Below are 17,533 nucleotides of genomic sequence, written 5' to 3'. Positions count from 1 at the left end.
GTTTGCTTCATCCTGAGGGTTCGCCCACCCTCGGGACCTTTGCCCGCCTATGCGTTTTCCTCGGTTCAGCACGACCCTTGCCGCCTTGTTGGTACTTGCCGGCTGCGGTTCCCAACGCCCGCAGGAAAGCCTGACAAGAAGCCCGGCGCAAGTACGGGCGGACATCCTCCGCCTGCTGCCGGCCAAGGTCGTGGACCGTGCCGGTTGGGCCGCCGATATCCAGGCCGCCTTCACCGCTCGGAACCTCGCGCCGACCAGCGAGAATATCTGCTCCGTGCTGGCCGTGACCGAGCAGGAATCCAACTTCCAGGTCGACCCGCCGGTGCCGGGCATGGGCAAGATCGCCCGGCAGGAGATCGACCGGCGCGCGGCCAAGGCCCATGTGCCTGGCGTGCTGGTGAGCGCCGCCTTGCAGCTGAGTTCCACAACAGGCCAGCGCTATAGCGAACGCTTGAACAACGCCCGCACGGAGAAGGACCTCAGCCTGATCTTCGAGGACTTTATCGGTCGGGTACCGCTGGGTCGAACCCTGTTCGGCGGTTTCAATCCGGTGCACACCGCGGGGCCCATGCAGGTCAGCATCGCCTTTGCCGAAAAGCAGGCCCAGGGTTATCCCTATCCGATCAAGGATACGATCCGTCATGAGGTGTTCAGCCGGCGTGGCGGGATGTACTTCGGGATCGTTCACCTGCTGGATTACCCGGTGAGTTACCCCGAGACGATCTATCGTTTCGCCGACTTCAATGCCGGGCGGTACGCCAGTCGCAATGCCGCGTTCCAGAGTGCTGTCAGTCGGGTTTCAGGGATTGCCTTGGCATTGGATGGCGACGTGATCAATTACGACGCGCTGCTGCCTGGTGCCACGGAGCGGGCGGTGCGTGTGCTGGGCCAGCAATTGGGCCTGCGCAATCCGAGCATTCGCAGTCAGTTGGAGCAAGGTGACAGCCTGGCATTCGAAGATACCGAGGTCTACACGAAGGTCTTCGCCCTGGCCGACAAGGCGGCCGGTAAGCCGCTGCCCCGGGCGATCCTGCCGGGCATCACCCTGGAAAGCCCGAAGATCACCCGCACCCTGACCACGGCCTGGTTCGCCAAACGTGTCGATGAGCGTCGCCAGCGCTGCATGGCCCGGGCGTCGAGCGTCTGACCGCTCAGTGCATCACGCAAAGAAAAGCCCGGCTGATAAGGCCGGGCTCTTGGTTGGATACTGCGGTAAAGCGACTCATGCACGATTCTGGATCAGACGATCAGAACCACCTTCGGCTACACGGCGGTCGATCAGGCGATCAGAACCACCTTCGGCAACGCGACGGTCGATCAGACGATCAGAGCCACCTTCGGCAACGCGACGGTCGATCAGACGATCAGAGCCACCTTCGGCAACGCGACGGTCGATCAGGCGATCAGAGCCACCTTCGGCAACGCGACGGTCGATCAGGCGATCAGAGCCACCTTCGGCAACGCGACGGTCGATCAGACGATCAGAGCCACCTTCGGCAACGCGACGGTCGATCAGGCGATCAGAGCCACCTTCGGCTACACGACGGTCAATCAGACGATCAGAGCCGCCTTCGGCAACGCGGCGGTCGATCAGGCGATCAGAGCCACCTTCGGCTACACGACGGTCGATCAGACGATCAGAGCCGCCTTCGGCAACGCGGCGGTCGATCAGGCGATCAGAGCCACCTTCGGCTACACGGCGGTCGATCAGGCGATCAGAACCGCCTTCAGCCACTGCCTGTTGAGTGTAAGCGACCACGGGTTGAGCCGAGGAGGCGGCGAAAGCGTTGACTGCCAGTACCGAGAAAGCAAGGCCGAGAAAGAGTGGGTGTTTCATGGTGGTGTGCTCCGGGTGTTGTGTGTTGGGTATGGAGCAAAGGTTACGCGCCTGGATTTTCAAGAGAACTTCATTGGGTCGATGGTGACCATCGACGGCAATGATGACGGCGGCCGGTACCGATCCGGGCCGGCCCCGGCATACAGATGCAGGGGTTGAAAGTGCTCAACTGTGTGGTTTCAAGCAGCGGTTTGTGTGATGAAATCCCCGCACTGAATACCGACTGTTTTTCGCCAGGGAGTCCGACCATGAGCCAGCACGATTTCAAGCAACTGGATGTTTTCAGCCAGGAACCGCTCAAGGGCAATCCGCTGGCCGTGGTCTTCGCCGCCGATGCTCTGACCGCCGAACAGATGCAGGCCTTCGCGACCTGGACCAATCTCAGCGAAACCACCTTTCTGCAGACACCCCAGGACCCTCGGGCGGACTATCGGGTGCGGATATTCACCACTATCAAGGAAGTGCCCTTCGCCGGTCATCCGACCCTGGGCTCCTGCCATGCCTGGTTGGAGGCCGGTGGCGTGCCCCAGGGCGAGGAGATCATCCAGGAGTGCGGGATCGGCCTGGTGCGGATTCGACGTCGAGGCGCCGACCTGGCGTTTGTCGCACCGCCGCTGCGTCGTGCCGGCCCCCTGGACGAGGCACTGCGCGAGCGGGTTCGTCTGGGCCTGGGCCTGGCGCCGGAGGAAGTGCTCGATGCCCAGTGGGTCGATAATGGTATCGATTGGCTGGTGTTGATGCTGCCGGACCGGGCACGGGTACTGGCGGTAAAAACCGACTACGCCCAGTTGACAGGGCTGGCGGTGGGGCTGATCGCCCCCTGGGATCCGGCGCTGGACGGCGACGAATGCCAGTTCGAAGTGCGAGCACTGATCGCCGGTGAAGGCATGTGCGAAGACCCGGCCACCGGTAGCCTGAACGCCGGTATTGCCCGTTGGCTGTTGGGAGAGGGGCGCGCGCCGCGGTCGTATCGGGTCAGCCAGGGCACGGCGATGGGACGTGCCGGGCGGATCCGGGTGGAGCAGGTGGGTGACGAGATCTGGGTCGGCGGTGCCGCCGTGACCTGCATCAGCGGCAGCCTGAATCTATAACGATGGGCTCGACGCGTGGGCGATCAGCATCATGGTCGCCGACAAGGTATGCCCGTCGGTAATGTCGCCCGCGGCAATCATCGCCTTGAGTTGCGCCAGGGTGACGAACAGCACCTTGTCGACCTCGCCATCGGTGCTTTCGACGGCCTGGCCGTCAATGTCCACCCGGCAGACAGCCACCGCGCTGGCGATCAGCGAGGTGTTGCTGTGCAGCAGGCCCAGTTGCGTGACGTTCAGGGCCGGCCAGCCGGTTTCCTCCCGGAGTTCACGGGCGGCGGCCTCGCTGGCGCTCTCGCCGTGGTCGATGGCGCCACGGGGGAACTCGATCGACTGGGCGCCGATGGCCCGGCGTTGCAGCACCGCCAGCATCAGGCGTCCATCCGGCAGCACGGGCACCGCCACCACGCCATTGATGGCCTGGGGTTCCTTGACGATGAAATAACCCCGTTGCTTGACCACATCGAAGTAGGGCGTGTGCAACAGGCATTCGGATTCTGTATCGGGCTTCATGCGTGGCGTTACTCCAGAAAGCAGCGGTCGAACAGATAGAGCGCGTCAGGTTTGAGGTTTTCCAGGGTGGCTTGTGGCCGTCCGCCGTCCCCCTGTTTCTTGCGTCCGGTTTCCCGCAGGTAGCCGGCTTCGCTCATCTTCAGCAAGCGTTGTCGGGTGCTGGTCTTGAGCACCGGGCGCGCCAGCACCCGGGAGAAGATCGCGGTGGCTTCCGGGGCACTGAACTCGGCGCCGAGAAACATCAGCGGCAGGCTGCTGTACAGCGATTTGGACAACAGCCGCTCCTGTGTCGCCGCCACCAGTGCGTTGTGATCGAAGGGCAGCCGTACCGAACCGTCGGCGACGCTGTCGAGGGCGAACCAGGCTTGTTGCTCGTTCAGGCTCGGCTCTTCACTGACGATGGCCAGGTAGAAGGTCGAGGACGACCAGCAGCGCGGATCGCGAAAGGCATCGCCCACGGTACCCACCTGTTCGATCCAGGCCAGCGGCAGGTTGACCTTGTCACTGGCGCGCAGGCGTTCCACCGCGTCCTCCAGCGTCAGGTCGGGCACCGCGCCGTTGACCACCAGGCCGGGTAACGCCCAATGGCCCTGGAACGGCTCGGCCTCGCGCTTGTGCAGCAGGATCTGCAGTGCCTGGGCGTGCCGGCAGTAGAAAAGCACGCACAAGTCGATGGTGTGCAGGTAGTCGCTTTTCCTCGGCGCGCGGGGTGTTGGGTCCGGCATATCAATTCCTGTGTGCGGCATAGAGGTCGTAGTCTACCGGATCCATCCCGGGTGCCATCCAGTGCGCCGGTAATGTTTCGCCCAGCGCCAGCCGTTCGCGCAGCAGCGTACTGCGCACGCCCGCTTGTTCTGCCACGCAAAGCACCGAGAAACGTTCAAGTAACCGCGCGCCCAGATGGAAATCCGCCAGTTGGGCGGCGACATCGTGCCCGACCACCAGGGCGATCTGGCGGCTGGGCAGGCCGGTCATCCCGGCCAGGGCGCACAGCAGCTCATAGCTGTAGACCGGCGTCTCGTTGTCCTGGGCCAGTTGCTGCTCGATCCGGCACACTGAAATCGCCGACGAGCAGGCCGGCCGGACCTGTTCGACGATCGCGTGCAGCCAGTCCAGGCGTCGTTCGTATTCGGCCATGCGTTTGCCGTGGGGGTGCCTGAAGGACGGCACCACCCATACCGAGCGCGCGTGACGGGAGGCTTCGATCATCACCAGGGCGTGACCGGCGTGTGGAGGATTGAAGGCACCACCGTAGATTGCGAGTTCGTACATGAGTCGGTCTCCTTTGTTTTAAAAGTACTCGTCATGTACTTATGTATCAAGGGCTAATTCATGACTCCTTTCCATTTGAATTGGTCAGGAATAAGTGAGTGAAATCGTGCTTGATTTGAAAGTACATGACGTGTACCTTTATCCCATCGCCAAGGGAGAGCCCGCCATGAACACTCAAGTCATCAAGATCGCCGCTTTCGATGTCGACGCCCAGAAGGGCTTCACACCACTCTGCCCGGATGAGCTGCCGGTGGTGGGAGGTCACTTGATCGGTGTCGAGCTGAACTTCATGGCCTCGCTGGCCGATATCCGCGTCGGCAGCAAGGACGCCCACAGTCCCCAGGCGCCCTGGGTGGTGGGCTCCCACGAGCAGATGCTCAAGCCCACGAGGCTTGAGCACGCCGATCTGACCTGGGTCAGCCACTGCGTCCCCGGCACCGATGGCTTCACGCTGCTCGATGAGTTGCCGACGCCCCTTGATTACGACTACTTCGTCTGGAAGGGCGTGGAGCCTGAACTGCACCCTTACGGCGCCTGCTTCCACGACCTCCATCACAAGCTGTCCACGGGGGTGATCGAGTACCTCAATGCCCAGCGGGTCCGGCAGGTGATCGTCGGCGGCCTGGCCCTGGATTTCTGCGTCAAGACCACCGCGTTGCAACTGGCGGGGGCGGGTTTCCAGGTCATTGTCTACCTGCCGGCCTGTCGCGCCATCAGTGCCGAAGGCGCACGGCAGGCGGTCCACGACCTGCAACAGGCGCGTGTCGAGGTCGTCAACAGTCGCGAACAGTTGGCCCGCGCCGTGGGCCACCAGGAGTAAGTCATGGAAAGTGCATTCAACCGCGAAGGCGGCCTCATCCAGGGACTGCTGGATACCGACTACTACACCTTCACCATGATGCAGGCGGTATTGCACCAGTACCCCAACGTCGAGGTGGAATATCAGTTCATCGTGCGCTCCCGGGAAAAACTCACGCATCTGATCCCTGAGCTGCGCGTCGAGCTGGAAAACCTCGCCGGCCTGCAAATGCGCGAAGGCGAACTGCGTTTCCTGTTCAATCGGCGTTTCCGTGAGTACCTGACGCCGGACTTCGAGCAGTTCCTCGAGTTGTTCCGGTTCAACCTGCGCTACATCCAGGTCGGTGAAGTCGACGGTCAACTGAGCATCCGTGTCCGTGGCCCGATGCTGCACTGCATCATGTTTGAACAGCCGGTGCTGGCCTTGGTCAGCGAGTTGCGCAACCGCGACAAATACCCGGAGGTGGCGCTGGAGGATGTCAGTCGCAAGCTCTACCAGAAGTTCGAGTGGTTGGAGAAAAACCTCAGTCGCGACGAGTTGGCCGACCTGCGGGTCTCGGACTTCTCGACCCGCCGGCGCTTGTCGTTCCGTGCCCAGCGCGAGGTGGTGGATATCATGCGGCGTGACTTTCCCGGGGTGTTCGTCGGCACCAGCAATGCCCACCTGGCCTACAAGTTCGATCTGCCGCTGATCGGCACCATGGCCCACCAATGGCTGATGGTGCATCAGCAACTCGGCCGCCTGCGCGAGAGCCAGAATGCGGCGTTGGAAAACTGGGTGCGTGAATACCGCGGGCGTCTCGGGATCGCTCTGACCGATTGCATCAGCACCGATTTTTTCCTCAAGGATTTCGACTTGTATTTCGCCAAGCTCTACGACGGCCTGCGCCAGGACTCGGGCGACCCGATTGTCTGGGCCGACAAGGTGCTGGCACGTTATGCGCAACTGGGGATCGACCCGATGACCAAGGACCTGATGTTCTCCGATGGCTTGAACTTCGAGAAGTGCCTGCCGATCCTGCGTCACATCAGGGGCAAGGCGCGGTTCGGCTTCGGCATGGGCACCAGCCTGGCTTGCGATGTCGACGGCGTCGAGCCGCTGAGCATCGTGATGAAACTGGTGCGGGTCCACGGTGAACCGGTGGTGAAGTTTTCCGATGACCCGGTGAAGAATGTGTGTGAAGACCCGTCGTTCCTGCGCTATGCGGCGCAGGTGTTCAACGTGACGCCAATCAACCAGCAACTGGAGGTGTGAAATGGGACGCGAAAATCAGGATCGTATTGCCATGGCGCTGGGAGTGAACCGGCAACTGGCAGCGGGTGACGAGGCGGCGGAACTGGCTCGGCGCATCGATTTCATCAAGACCGTGTTGAAAGGTTCCGGTTGTCAGGCGCTGGTGCTCGGGATCAGCGGCGGCGTCGACTCACTGACCGCCGGTCGGCTGTGTCAGTTGGCGGTGCAGCAGTTGCGCGAGGAGGGCGGCACGGCGCGCTTTATCGCCATGCGTCTGCCGTACCGGACCCAGGCTGACGAACGCGACGCCCAGGCCTCCCTGGCATTTATCCAACCGGACCAGGTCAGCAGCGCGAATATCTCGGCCTGCGTGGACGGGTTGATGGGCAGTCTTGATGTCGAGTCGCTGGAAGCAACGCCGGCGCAGGTGGATTTCGTCAAAGGCAACGTCAAGGCCCGGGCGCGGATGATGACCCAATACGCGCTCGCCAACTTCGTCAACGGGCTGGTGGTCGGCACCGATCATGCGGCGGAAGCGCTGATGGGCTTTTTCACCAAGTTCGGCGACGGTGCCTGCGACCTGGCGCCTTTGTCCGGCTTGACCAAGGGCCAGGTGCGGCGGCTGGCCTCGGCCATGGGCGCGCCGGAACCGTTGGTCTACAAAGAGCCGACGGCCGACCTGGAGGAGCTGGTGCCCGGCAAGCCGGACGAGCTCGCCTACGGCTGCAGCTATGCCGAGATCGACGCCTACCTGTTGGGGCAGCCGGTGTCGGCGCAGGCCAGCGCGATCATCGAGGCGGCCTACGCCAGGACCGCGCACAAGCGGGCCTTGCCCTGCTCGCCGGTGTGAGCAGGGATCAGCGCGGGGTGTCGAGGGTTTTGTTCAAGGCCACATACTGCAACAGCATGATGGTCTTGGCGTCGACGATCTCCCCGCGTCGTACTGCTTGCAGCGCGTCGTCAAGGGACAGTTCGAGCACCTCCAGGTCCTCGCCCTCGGCTTCCAGGCCGCCACCGTGGCCGACCTTGCTGTCGCCATCGTACTCGCCGAGGAAGAAGTGCAGCTTCTCGGTTACCGAGCCCGGGCTCATGAAGGCTTCGAAGATCTTCTGCACGTTCTGCACGCGGTAGCCGGTTTCCTCCTCGGCCTCGGCGCGGATCCGGTCCTCGGGCGAGGCGTTTTCCAGCAGGCCGGCGGCGGCTTCCACCAGCATGCCGTCATGGCCGTTGACGAACACCGGGAAGCGGAATTGTCGGGTCAGTACCACGGTCTGTTTTTCGCGGTTGAACAGCAGGATGGTCGCGCCATTGCCACGGTCGTAGGTCTCGCGGCTTTGCCGCTGCCAGGTGCCGTCGCTGCGCAGGAAATCGAAGGTGGTCTTCTTCAGCAGGTACCAGTCGTCCGAGAGGACGGTGCTGTCGACGATGCGAACCCGGTCTTTCGTTGCGGTCATGATCCACGCCCTGTGGTGTGCAAAGCGCAGATCATACAAGGGGAGCGGTGTTTTTGTCGGGGCTCTGTGGTGTTTGTCAGATCCTCTTCGCGGGCAAGCTCCGCTCCCACATTAGATCCGGGGCAACCACAAGTTCCATGTGCCCAGCAAAAACAAGCTCCTTGTGCCTTGCCAAACAGGTTCTGTGTGTACCGCCAAATCCGTGGGAGCGGAGCTTGCCCGCGAAAGGGCCCCAGAGGTCGCTGGAGATGTTTCTATGCCAGCGCCATCTGCCGCTTCTCACGGTTCGCGACTATCAGGAAACTCAACAGCGCCACCAGCGGCAGCGCACTGCCCAACAGCATGATCGCCAGCCAGCCGCCTTGTTCATACAACACGCTGGCCAGGGCCGAGCCAATGGCGCCGCCGATGAAGATGCTGGTCATGTACAGGGCATTGAGGCGACCGCGGCTGGCGGCGTCGAGGGCATAGACCGAGCGCTGCCCGAGGACCATGTTCATCTGCACCGCGAAGTCCAGCAGCACCCCGGTCACGGCCAGGCCGATCACGCTGTAGGCCGGATGGATCAGCGCCGGGGCAAAGCTCAGGGTTGCCAGCAACATCGCCAGCCAGGAGGCCCGGTGCGTATGCCCGGCATCCGCCAGTCGACCGGCCAGCGGCGCGGCAATGGCCCCCATGGCGCCGACCAGGGCGAACAGGGCGATCTCGGACTGCGACAGCCCATGAACCCGTGACAACTCCAGCGGCACGGCGGTCCAGAACAAGCTGAAGGTGGCGAACATCAAGCCCTGGTACCAGGCCCGCTGGCGCAACACCGGCTGGTCACGGAACAACTTCCCCAGCGAGCCCAGCAGTTGCCCGTAGGTGGCGCTGTGGCTGGGCTGGCGCTTGGGCATGGTGGTGAGGATCACCAGCATGATGAACAGCATCAGCACGGCGGCGGCGATAAATACCGTGCGCCAGCCGAAGTGGTCGGCGATCACGCTGGACAGCGGCCGCGCCAGCAGGATGCCCAGCAGCAAGCCGCCCATGATCCCGCCGACCACGCGTCCGCGTGATTCTTCAGGGGCCAGGTGCGCGGCCAGGGGAATCAGGATCTGTACCGATACCGAACTGAAGCCGATCAGCAGCGACACCACCAGGAACACCCCGGGTTGCCGGGCCAGGCCAGCGGCCACCAGGCTGAACGTGGCGATCAGCGCGGTGCCGATCATCAGCTTGCGGTTTTCCAGCAGGTCACCCAGTGGCACCAGGAAGAACAGGCCCAGGGCGTAGCCGATCTGGGTCAGGGACACGATCAGGCTGGCGCTGTGGGCGGAAATGCCGAGGTCCGGGGCGATCAGGTCGATGATCGGTTGGGCATAGTAGATATTGGCCACGATGGCGCCACAGCAGAAGGCGAACAGCATCACCAGGGAGCGGGTCATCACGGGGGCAGCATGGGGGTGAGTTGGCATGGCTTCAAGGCTCTGGAACAGGTGAGGTAAGCGAGTCTAGACATTGCGCCGCGGGGGAGTAAGACGGCTGCAGGCATAGTCGATATCAGCCTCGTTGATTGTTCCGAGCCGGTTGGGCGCCCCCAGAGGGAGCGCCGCTCAGGCGCACGCCGGTGACGGCTCCTAGACGCTCATGCCCAGGGTCGACCGGCTGCCCGTCGCCGCGCTCGGCCGGCTCAACAGGTCGGCATGGCGGTGGCGCAGGGCATGTACCTCCTGGGCGAGATTGTCCATGAGGGTTCGGCCACGGGGCGAGAAGTCGTCGCAGGCCTCGAGTTCCGGCAAGGCCTTGAGCAGGCCCTTCAGGAGATCGAGCAACCGTTCTTCGGCCCGTTGCATTTCCGTGGCCGGGCGCTGGCGCACGCGCTCAAGGTATTTGACCTGGGCGAGCGCGGCGAAAAAGGCATGGACATAGCCATGCAGATCGCTCCTCAGCCCGGACCAGGGGAGTGTGAACAGGCGCTCTCCGGCGTGCTGCTCATCGATGATCGGACAGACTTCGACCAGGCTGTACAACAGTTGATGAGTGGTTTCATGAACCAGTGATTCCTCGATGTCGAGGATCGAATGATCCTTGGCCGACAACAGGATGACCCCGGTATAGCGCGCCGCCGAACAGCTGCGGAAGGTGCCGTCGGGCAGGTGGCAGATCAGCTTGACCAGATGCCTGAACTGTTCGTAGCAGGCCGGCCAGGTGTTGGCGATGCGCGACAGGGCGACACTGACCACGTCGCGGAAGAAGTGGATGGAGTAACCACTGCGCTCCAGGTGCTTGCGGGTGCTTTCGTCCTCAGGGAATTCATAGTTGGGCGGGGTCGCGGCGGCGATCAGCGGATCGACATTGAAACGTCGGATCGGCGGGTGGTTCGAGTACTTGTGCTCGACCGCCGTCTGGGTGATGCGTTGCAGGACTGCCGGCAGCTCCAGGAGCAGGCTTTGCAAGGCCGAGGGGGTGTCCGCGAGGTCGGTCAATACCGCATTGGCATGCTGAAACGCCAGGGTCATCCAGATCTGGAACACCGGGTCGTTGATGACCAGGCGGCGCTGGGTAACCGGCAGCAGAATCAGGTTGTTCGCACAGGTGAAGAACGGTTCGAGCTTGCTACTGCCCTCGAAGATTTGGAAACATTCGGCATAGAGCGCGGCGAACCTGCTGTAGCGCTGCTGGCTGAGTTGATCCAGCAGGCGGCGAAAGCGCTCCGGGGTGGCGTCGGGTAAAAAAGTGTTGTGCTGGAAAAGCTCGTCGAGCTGGGATTGCAGCCGGCTGGTCATGCTATTCATGGGGTTTGACTCGATGAATGACAAACATGCAATAACGCGCCTTCAATAAAGAAAGGCGTTGGTTTTTATAGTTTCGGCAGTGCCTGGGTAACGGCGAGAATCAATAGTTTCCCGTGGGGTATTTATTCAATGAGTATGTAACGAAAACTTCGCGATACAGCACGGACGCAGGCGCGGGCTTAATCGGTTCGCACCTGCTGCTGGTCGAAGGTGGCGCGGGTCGCGAGAGGGCTGCGCAGGGTTTGCGCGGCCGCCGCCATTTGGCCAATGTCCAGGCCCTTGAGCGCCACCACCTCGTCGATACGCAAGGTCAGGCCCAGGCCCCTGGCGGCGCCGGGTGGATTCTTCTGCAGCTCCATGGCGAATGGTTCATCCCTTATCGCATGACCCAGAAGGGTTGCAAGACGTTCCTGGTGGCTTGTATGGGAAGCGGGCATGGCGATCTCCAATAAGGGTTGAAACTTTTAATTGAACAGGACGAAACAGGCCGAGAGGCCGTTTTCAGTGAAGGAGTGTTTGAGTGAATATAGCAAGGTGATTTTATTTTTCAATGTTGTGGTTATTAATTTTCAAGAAGTTTGCAGTGCGGATTTGAAAGAGACATTAATGATGTCTGCGGAACAGTCTTACAATATTTTATATGCAGGATAATTCTGTCGGTTTGTTCGCACATCAAGGCAGCGCCCGTGCTGCCATCGGGGCCGGGCCACTCGCTGTTCACGGTGCCGTGGCGTACAGGTTCGTGTCTCTGACTGATGGCTCTTGTCAGGGAAATCCCACAGGAGTACAAATGTACTCCATGACGACTTTAAGCCCCCGCCGTACCGCCATCCTGACCTTTATCCGCGAGCGCATCGTGCGCAACGGCCAGCCCCCGAGCCTTGCCGAGATCGCCGAGGCCTTTGGTTTCGCCTCCCGCAGCGTGGCGCGCAAGCACGTGCTGGCCTTGGCCGAGGGCGGCTTCATCGAGGTCAACGCCCATCAGGCACGGGGCATCCGCCTGCTCGATCAAGCCCCCCGGGCCGAGTTGCTGGATATTCCGCTGCTGGGCCGGGTGGCGGCGGGGCGGCCCATCGATGTCGATGCCCAGGTGGATCGCCGGCTGCTGCTCGACCCGGCGCTGTTTTCCCGGACCCCGGACTACCTGCTGCGGGTGCAGGGCGACTCGATGATCGGCGATGGCATTCTCGACGGTGACCTGGTGGCGGTGCGCCGCACCGGCGAGGTGCGCAACGGCCAGATCGTCGTGGCCCGGCTCGACGGCGAGGTCACCATCAAGCGCTTCGAACGCACGGCCACGGGCATCCGTTTGTTGGCGCGCAACCCGGCCTATGAGCCCATCGTCGTCGATCCCGAACATCAGGAGCTGGCCATCGAAGGCGTGTTCTGCGGTCTGGTGCGGCCGGCATGAGGGGCGTGGCAGTCGCCCTGGACACGCTGCTCGACGAGCGGCGGGTGTGGAAAGGCCGCGCTGTCGCGCCGTTGGCCGAGCCGCAGTCCGATCGCCAGCCCACGGGCCATGCGGCCCTCGACGCCGCCTTGCCCGGTGCTGGCTGGCCGGCGGCGGCGCTGACGGAGATCCTGATCGCCGGGGAGGGGGTCGGCGAGTTGCAGCTGGTCTGGCCGACCCTGGCGCGGTTGTCGGCCCGGGGCGAGCGCATCGTCCTGGTGGCGCCGCCCCATGTGCCCTACCCCCAGGCGTGGCTGAGCGCGGGGGTGGACCTGCGGCAGTTGGCGGTGATCCAGGCGGCACCGCGCGATGCCCTGTGGGCGGCCGAGCAGTGCCTGCGTTCCGGCAGTTGCGGGGCGGTCCTGTGCTGGCCGCAACAGGCCGATGACCGGGCCTTGCGGCGCTTGCAGGTAGCGGCGGAAACCGGCCAGACCCTGGCCTTCGCCTACCGTTCGCTGGCGGAGGCGATCAATCCATCGCCGGCGGCCCTGCGGATTGCCGTCGATGCTCGCCCCGCGCAGTTGCGAGTGCTCAAGTGCCGGGGTGGCTTGGCCCATTCGGCACCGATTGCCTTCAACACGGGGCATTGAGGTTGGCATGCGTTGGGTCTGTATTGTTTTTCCGCAATTGGCGCTGGACGGTGTGCTGCGTCGAACCCCTGAGCCCGAGGCACCGCTGGCGCTGCTGACGGGTTCGCCACAGCGTCGGGTGGTGCAGGCGGTGAACGCCGCGGCCCGGGCCTTGGGCCTGCGTCCCGGGCAATCGCTGACGGCCGCCCATGCCTTGACCAAGGCCTTTGCCAGCGCCGAATACGATCCCGCCGAAATCGAGCAGTGGCAGCAGTTTCTCGCCGCCTGGGCCTATCGTTTCAGCTCCCAGGTCAGCCTGCGTTATCCGCGGACCTTGTTGTTCGAGATCGAGTCCAGCCTGGGCCTGTTCGGCCCCTGGCCGCAGTTGGAAGCGCGCTTGCGCGCGGAACTGACCGGCCTGGGCTTTCGCCATCGGATCGTCGTCGCCCCGAATCCGGCGGCGGCCAGGGTCCTGGCCAATGCCTACGATGGCCTGGCCCTGGCGGACAACGAGGTCTTGCGCCAGACCCTGGGACAGATGCCGATCGACCGGGTCGGGCTGGAAAAAGACGCGGCCACGGCCTTGTCGCGCATGGGCCTGCGAACCCTGGCGCAAGTGCTGGCCTTGCCCCGGCACAGCCTGGCCCGACGCTTCGAGGCGGCGCTGCTCAAGCACCTTGATACCTTGCTTGGCGAGCGGCCGTTGGCCCTGGCGTTCTATCTGCCGCCGGATCGCTTCGCGGCGCGGATCGAGCTGAATTTCGACGTGACCTCGCATCAGGCCTTGCTGTTTCCCTTGCGCCGCCTGACCGCGGACCTGTCGGCGTTTCTCTGTGGCCGTGACAGCGGTGTGCAGCGTTTCGAACTGATCCTGGAGCATGCCGGAGTCGCGGACACGCGGATCAAGGTTGGCCTGTTGAGTGCCGAGCGCGATCCGGCAATGCTCTTCGAACTGGCTCGCGGACGCCTGGAGCAGGTCCAGGTCGAGGCGGCGGTGCGTGGCTTCCGCCTGGAGGCCGAGGACCTGCCGGCCTTTGTCCCGGAACACCGCGAACTGTTCGACGAGCGCCCGCAACAGTCCTTGCCCTGGGAACAGTTGCGCGAACGCCTGCGCGCCCGGCTGGGGGATGACGCGGTGCAGGGCCTGCGGTTCCAGGCCGATCACCGTCCCGAGTGCGCCTGGCAGCCGCTCCCGGCAAGCACGCCCGGCCCGTTGGCCGTGGCTGGGCCGTTGCGCCCCGGCTGGCTGCTCAAGGTGCCGCTGGCACTGCCCGAACAGTCGACGCGGGTCCTGCTGGGGCCGGAGCGGATCGAGTCGGGCTGGTGGGACGGCGCGGATGTGCGTCGTGACTATTACCTGATCGAGACCCGTGCCGGCCGCCACGCCTGGGCCTATCGTCCGGTGGGTGAAAGCGGCCCGTTGCTGCTGCAGGGTTGGTTCGCATGAGTGGCGCATACGCCGAGCTGCATTGCCTGTCGAACTTCAGTTTCCAGCGCGGGGCTTCCAGCGCCCAGGAGTTGTTCGAACGGGCCAGGGAGCAGGGCTATCAAGCCCTGGCGATCACCGACGAGTGCACCCTGGCGGGGATTGTCCGGGCCTGGCAGGCCGCGCAGGACAGCGGCCTGCCGTTGATCATCGGCAGTGAAATGCAGGTCGAGAATGGGCCCAGGCTGGTACTGCTGGTGGAAAACCTGGCGGGCTACCAGAGCCTTTGCCGATTGATCACCCAGGCCCGGCGGCGTGCGGAAAAGGGCCGTTATCAAGTGTTGCGGGAGGATTTCCTGCAGGACCTGCCGGGGCTGCTGGCGTTGTGGCTGCCTGGGCGGGACATCGTCGAAGCCGAGGGCCGCTGGTTGCGCGAGCGCTTTCCCGAACGGCTGTGGTTGGCCGTGGAGCTGCATTGTGGTCAGGACGATGGCCGGCGTCTGGCACGCTTGCTGGCCCTGGCCGATGAGCTGGCGATTCCCGCCGTGGCCAGCGGCGATGTGCATATGCACGTGCGTGCGCGCCGTGCCCTGCAGGACACCATGACCGCCATTCGCCTGCACACCCGGGTGGCCGATGCCGGGCAGCAGCTGCATGCCAATGGCGAGCGGCATCTGCGCAGCCTCGAAACCTTGCGCGGGATTTACCCGGCGGCCTTGCTGGCCGAGACCCAGGTCATTGCCCGGCGTTGTACTTTCGATCTCGGCCAGTTGCACTACCAGTATCCCCGTGAATTGGTGCCGGAAGGGCAGACTCCGGCATCCTGGTTGCGCCACCTGACAGAAGAGGGCGTTCGTCGCCGATGGCCCGAAGGGATCAGTAGCCGGGTTCGGGACCTCATCGAAAAAGAGCTGGTATTGATCGCCGAGCTGGAATACGACAGTTATTTCCTGACGGTGCAGGATATCGTCGACTTCGCCCGCAAGCAGGGCATTCTCTGTCAGGGGCGTGGTTCGGCGGCGAACTCGGTGGTCTGTTATGCCCTGGGCGTCACCGAGCTGAACCCGGATCGCACCAACATGCTGTTCGAGCGTTTCCTCTCCCGCGAGCGCAACGAGCCACCAGACATCGATGTCGACTTCGAGCACGATCGCCGCGAAGAGGTCCTGCAATACGTGTTCCGGCGCTATGGTCGCGGCCGGGCGGCCTTGACGGCGGTGGTCAGCACCTACCATGGCGCGGGGGCGGTGCGGGATGTGGCCAAGGCGCTGGGCCTGCCGCCGGATCAGGTCAATGCCCTGGCCGACGCCTGTGGCCACTGGAGCGATGAGCCGCCAGCGCCTGAGCGTCTGCGCGAGAACGGCTTCGATCCCGACAGCCCGGTGCTGCGCCGGGTGCTGGGGCTGACCCGGCAACTGATCGGTTTTCCCCGGCATTTGTCCCAGCATCCGGGCGGGTTCGTGATTTCCGAGGCGCCGCTGGACACCCTGGTGCCGGTGGAAAACGCCGCCATGGCCGAGCGGACGATTATCCAGTGGGACAAGGATGACCTGGACAAGGTCGGTTTGCTCAAGGTCGATGTCCTGGCCCTGGGCATGCTCAGCGCGCTGCGCCGCTGTTTCGACCTGGTTCAGCAGTACCGCGGTGGGCCACGCTGGACGCTGGCGAACCTGCCACCGGACGACGCGCCGACCTACGCGATGATTGGCCGGGCCGATACCATTGGCGTGTTCCAGATCGAGTCACGGGCGCAGATGTCGATGCTGCCACGCCTCAAACCGAAGAATTTCTATGACCTGGTGATCGAAGTGGCGATTGTCCGGCCGGGTCCGATCCAGGGCGGCATGGTGCATCCGTACCTGCGGCGGCGAAACAAGGAGGAGCCCGAGACCTATCCATCGCCGGCGCTTGAAGAGGTCCTGAAACGCACGTTGGGGGTGCCGCTGTTCCAGGAGCAGGTCATGCAGATTGCGGTGGTGGCGGCGGATTACACGCCGGGCGAGGCCGATCAGTTGCGCCGTTCCATGGCGGCCTGGAAACGTCATGGCGGGCTTGAGCCGCATCGCCTGCGGCTGGCCGAGGGCATGGCGAAAAACGGCTATTCAGCGGAGTTCGCCGCGCAGATCTTCGAGCAGATCAAGGGGTTTGGCAGTTACGGTTTTCCCGAGTCCCATGCCGCCAGCTTTGCCTTGCTGACCTATGCCAGTTGCTGGCTGAAGTGCCATGAGCCGGCGGCGTTCGCCTGTGCGCTGATCAACAGTTGGCCGATGGGCTTCTACAGCCCGGACCAGATCCTCCAGGATGCCCGGCGTCACCGGTTGCAGATTCGTCCGGTGGATGTCCGGGCCAGCGCCTGGGATTGCAGCCTGGAGCCGAACGAAGGCCCGCAGCCGGCGTTGCGCCTGGGCTTGCGGATGATCCGTGGGTTTCGCGAGGAGGATGCGCTACGGATCGAAACGGCCCGCCGGGGCGGGGCCTTCGAGGATATCGCCGACCTCGGCGAGCGGGCGCGGCTCGATACCCGGGCCCAGGAACTGCTGGCCGATGCCGGAGCCTTGCGCGGTCTGGCTGGTGATCGTTATCAGGCGCGCTGGGAAGTGGCTGGGGTCGAGGCGCAACTGGGGTTGTTCGCCGGGTTGCCGAGGGCAACCGAAACGCCGGTGGCCTTGCCGCGCCCGAGTGTCGGCGAGGACTTGCAAGCGGATTACGCCAGCCTCGGCACGACCTTGGGCCCGCACCCGCTGGCCTTGTTGCGCGGGCAGTTGAAGGCTTTACGCTGTCGCAGTTCGCGGGAGCTGCTGGAGGTCGAACACGGGCGGCCAGTGAGCATTGTCGGGCTGGTCACCGGTCGCCAACGGCCGAGTACGGCCAGCGGGGTGACCTTTGTCACCCTCGAGGACGAATTCGGCAACGTCAATGTGGTGGTCTGGCGCGACCTGGCCGAACGGCAACGGCAGGTGCTGGTGGGCGCGCAACTGCTGAAAGTCGACGGACGCCTGGAAACCGAGGGCGACGTGCGGCATGTGATTGCCGGGCGCCTGAGCGACCTGGGTGAGATGCTGGCGGATATCAGCGTGCGCAGCCGGGATTTTCGCTGAGGACTGGGTGTGTGGTG

General features: G+C 63.8%; 17 protein-coding genes. 9 read left to right on the top strand and 8 right to left on the bottom strand.

Annotation, left to right across the window (positions count from 1 at the left end; genetic code table 11):
* Window positions 1–49: 49 nt before the first annotated feature.
* Complete coding sequence (locus PFEN_RS15795; RefSeq protein WP_191487745.1) at window positions 50–1,147, top strand: DUF1615 domain-containing protein; 1,098 nt, start codon at window positions 50–52, stop codon at window positions 1,145–1,147.
* Window positions 1,148–1,222: 75 nt separating this feature from the next.
* Here the strand turns inward: PFEN_RS15795 and PFEN_RS15790 are convergent, their stop codons facing one another.
* Window positions 1,223–1,837 carry a phage infection protein gene (locus PFEN_RS15790; RefSeq protein WP_191487744.1) on the bottom strand — a complete coding sequence of 205 codons (615 nt, stop codon included), beginning with the start codon at window positions 1,835–1,837 and terminating at the stop codon, window positions 1,223–1,225.
* 248 nt (window positions 1,838–2,085) lie between these two features.
* On the opposite strand from PFEN_RS15790, the gene PFEN_RS15785 reads away from it, so the two are divergent.
* Entirely contained in the window at window positions 2,086–2,928 is an 843-nt protein-coding gene (locus PFEN_RS15785) for a PhzF family phenazine biosynthesis protein (protein WP_191487743.1), read from the top strand.
* Here the strand turns inward: PFEN_RS15785 and PFEN_RS15780 are convergent.
* The 3 genes from PFEN_RS15780 to PFEN_RS15770 are packed head-to-tail and all read right to left on the bottom strand — an operon-like array spanning window position 2,923 to window position 4,710.
* Window positions 2,923–3,438, bottom strand: coding sequence for an NUDIX hydrolase (locus PFEN_RS15780; RefSeq protein WP_191487742.1), 516 nt, complete (start codon window positions 3,436–3,438; stop codon window positions 2,923–2,925). The two genes, PFEN_RS15785 and PFEN_RS15780, sit on opposite strands and share 6 nt — an antisense overlap.
* A gap of 8 nt (window positions 3,439–3,446) precedes the next feature.
* Complete coding sequence (locus tag PFEN_RS15775; RefSeq protein WP_191487741.1) at window positions 3,447–4,163, bottom strand: NUDIX hydrolase; 717 nt, start codon at window positions 4,161–4,163, stop codon at window positions 3,447–3,449.
* Between the two features lies 1 nt (window position 4,164).
* Window positions 4,165–4,710, bottom strand: a complete 546-nt coding sequence (locus PFEN_RS15770; RefSeq protein WP_191487740.1) for an adenylyltransferase/cytidyltransferase family protein — start codon at window positions 4,708–4,710, stop codon at window positions 4,165–4,167.
* Window positions 4,711–4,876: 166 nt separating this feature from the next.
* On the opposite strand from PFEN_RS15770, the gene PFEN_RS15765 reads away from it, so the two are divergent.
* The 3 genes from PFEN_RS15765 to nadE are packed head-to-tail and all read left to right on the top strand — an operon-like array spanning window position 4,877 to window position 7,592.
* Window positions 4,877–5,530, top strand: a complete 654-nt coding sequence (locus PFEN_RS15765; RefSeq protein WP_191487739.1) for an isochorismatase family protein — start codon at window positions 4,877–4,879, stop codon at window positions 5,528–5,530.
* 3 nt (window positions 5,531–5,533) lie between these two features.
* Window positions 5,534–6,763, top strand: coding sequence for a nicotinate phosphoribosyltransferase (pncB, locus tag PFEN_RS15760; protein WP_191487738.1), 1,230 nt, complete (start codon window positions 5,534–5,536; stop codon window positions 6,761–6,763).
* A 1-nt stretch (window position 6,764) separates the two neighbouring features.
* Window positions 6,765–7,592, top strand: a complete 828-nt coding sequence (nadE, locus tag PFEN_RS15755; protein WP_191487737.1) for an ammonia-dependent NAD(+) synthetase — start codon at window positions 6,765–6,767, stop codon at window positions 7,590–7,592.
* 7 nt (window positions 7,593–7,599) lie between these two features.
* Here nadE and PFEN_RS15750 read toward each other — a convergent pair whose 3' ends face one another.
* The 4 genes from PFEN_RS15750 to PFEN_RS15735 form a co-directional block, all read right to left on the bottom strand.
* Complete coding sequence (locus PFEN_RS15750) at window positions 7,600–8,196, bottom strand: NUDIX domain-containing protein (RefSeq protein ID WP_191487736.1); 597 nt, start codon at window positions 8,194–8,196, stop codon at window positions 7,600–7,602.
* A 254-nt stretch (window positions 8,197–8,450) separates the two neighbouring features.
* Window positions 8,451–9,653, bottom strand: a complete 1,203-nt coding sequence (locus PFEN_RS15745) for an MFS transporter (RefSeq protein ID WP_191487735.1) — start codon at window positions 9,651–9,653, stop codon at window positions 8,451–8,453.
* Between the two features lie 162 nt (window positions 9,654–9,815).
* A complete protein-coding gene (locus PFEN_RS15740; RefSeq protein ID WP_191487734.1) occupies window positions 9,816–10,973 on the bottom strand; it encodes an aKG-HExxH-type peptide beta-hydroxylase in 1,158 nt (385 codons plus the stop codon).
* Between the two features lie 179 nt (window positions 10,974–11,152).
* Entirely contained in the window at window positions 11,153–11,410 is a 258-nt protein-coding gene (locus tag PFEN_RS15735; RefSeq protein WP_224770975.1) for an Os1348 family NHLP clan protein, read from the bottom strand.
* A 353-nt stretch (window positions 11,411–11,763) separates the two neighbouring features.
* Here PFEN_RS15735 and lexA point away from each other — a divergent pair, with 353 nt between their 5' ends.
* The 4 genes from lexA to PFEN_RS15715 are packed head-to-tail and all read left to right on the top strand — an operon-like array spanning window position 11,764 to window position 17,516.
* Complete coding sequence (gene lexA, locus PFEN_RS15730; protein WP_191487732.1) at window positions 11,764–12,384, top strand: transcriptional repressor LexA; 621 nt, start codon at window positions 11,764–11,766, stop codon at window positions 12,382–12,384.
* Window positions 12,381–13,013 (top strand): translesion DNA synthesis-associated protein ImuA, encoded by a 633-nt coding sequence (gene imuA / locus PFEN_RS15725; protein ID WP_191487731.1) that lies wholly within the window; start codon window positions 12,381–12,383, stop codon window positions 13,011–13,013. Before lexA ends, imuA begins: the two co-directional genes overlap by 4 nt.
* Before the next feature lie 7 nt (window positions 13,014–13,020).
* On the top strand, window positions 13,021–14,439 hold the full coding sequence (locus tag PFEN_RS15720; protein WP_191487730.1) for a Y-family DNA polymerase: 1,419 nt from the start codon (window positions 13,021–13,023) through the stop codon (window positions 14,437–14,439).
* Window positions 14,436–17,516, top strand: coding sequence for an error-prone DNA polymerase (locus tag PFEN_RS15715; protein ID WP_191487729.1), 3,081 nt, complete (start codon window positions 14,436–14,438; stop codon window positions 17,514–17,516). The genes PFEN_RS15720 and PFEN_RS15715 overlap by 4 nt, the downstream gene beginning before the upstream one ends.
* Window positions 17,517–17,533: the final 17 nt, after the last annotated feature.

The organism is Pseudomonas sp. FEN (assembly GCF_904067045.1).
In the GTDB taxonomy this organism is placed as follows: domain Bacteria; phylum Pseudomonadota; class Gammaproteobacteria; order Pseudomonadales; family Pseudomonadaceae; genus Aquipseudomonas.
This window is presented reverse-complemented; position numbering and strand designations above follow the sequence as displayed.

Coding starts and splice junctions, on each gene's coding strand:
- PFEN_RS15795 (WP_191487745.1), top strand. CDS start 50: ATGCGTTTTCCTCGGTTCAGCACGACCCTTGCCGCCTTGTTGGTACTT.
- PFEN_RS15790 (WP_191487744.1), bottom strand. CDS start 1,837: ATGAAACACCCACTCTTTCTCGGCCTTGCTTTCTCGGTACTGGCAGTC.
- PFEN_RS15785 (WP_191487743.1), top strand. CDS start 2,086: ATGAGCCAGCACGATTTCAAGCAACTGGATGTTTTCAGCCAGGAACCG.
- PFEN_RS15780 (WP_191487742.1), bottom strand. CDS start 3,438: ATGAAGCCCGATACAGAATCCGAATGCCTGTTGCACACGCCCTACTTC.
- PFEN_RS15775 (WP_191487741.1), bottom strand. CDS start 4,163: ATGCCGGACCCAACACCCCGCGCGCCGAGGAAAAGCGACTACCTGCAC.
- PFEN_RS15770 (WP_191487740.1), bottom strand. CDS start 4,710: ATGTACGAACTCGCAATCTACGGTGGTGCCTTCAATCCTCCACACGCC.
- PFEN_RS15765 (WP_191487739.1), top strand. CDS start 4,877: ATGAACACTCAAGTCATCAAGATCGCCGCTTTCGATGTCGACGCCCAG.
- pncB (WP_191487738.1), top strand. CDS start 5,534: ATGGAAAGTGCATTCAACCGCGAAGGCGGCCTCATCCAGGGACTGCTG.
- nadE (WP_191487737.1), top strand. CDS start 6,765: ATGGGACGCGAAAATCAGGATCGTATTGCCATGGCGCTGGGAGTGAAC.
- PFEN_RS15750 (WP_191487736.1), bottom strand. CDS start 8,196: ATGACCGCAACGAAAGACCGGGTTCGCATCGTCGACAGCACCGTCCTC.
- PFEN_RS15745 (WP_191487735.1), bottom strand. CDS start 9,653: ATGCCAACTCACCCCCATGCTGCCCCCGTGATGACCCGCTCCCTGGTG.
- PFEN_RS15740 (WP_191487734.1), bottom strand. CDS start 10,973: ATGAATAGCATGACCAGCCGGCTGCAATCCCAGCTCGACGAGCTTTTC.
- PFEN_RS15735 (WP_224770975.1), bottom strand. CDS start 11,410: ATGCCCGCTTCCCATACAAGCCACCAGGAACGTCTTGCAACCCTTCTG.
- lexA (WP_191487732.1), top strand. CDS start 11,764: ATGTACTCCATGACGACTTTAAGCCCCCGCCGTACCGCCATCCTGACC.
- imuA (WP_191487731.1), top strand. CDS start 12,381: ATGAGGGGCGTGGCAGTCGCCCTGGACACGCTGCTCGACGAGCGGCGG.
- PFEN_RS15720 (WP_191487730.1), top strand. CDS start 13,021: ATGCGTTGGGTCTGTATTGTTTTTCCGCAATTGGCGCTGGACGGTGTG.
- PFEN_RS15715 (WP_191487729.1), top strand. CDS start 14,436: ATGAGTGGCGCATACGCCGAGCTGCATTGCCTGTCGAACTTCAGTTTC.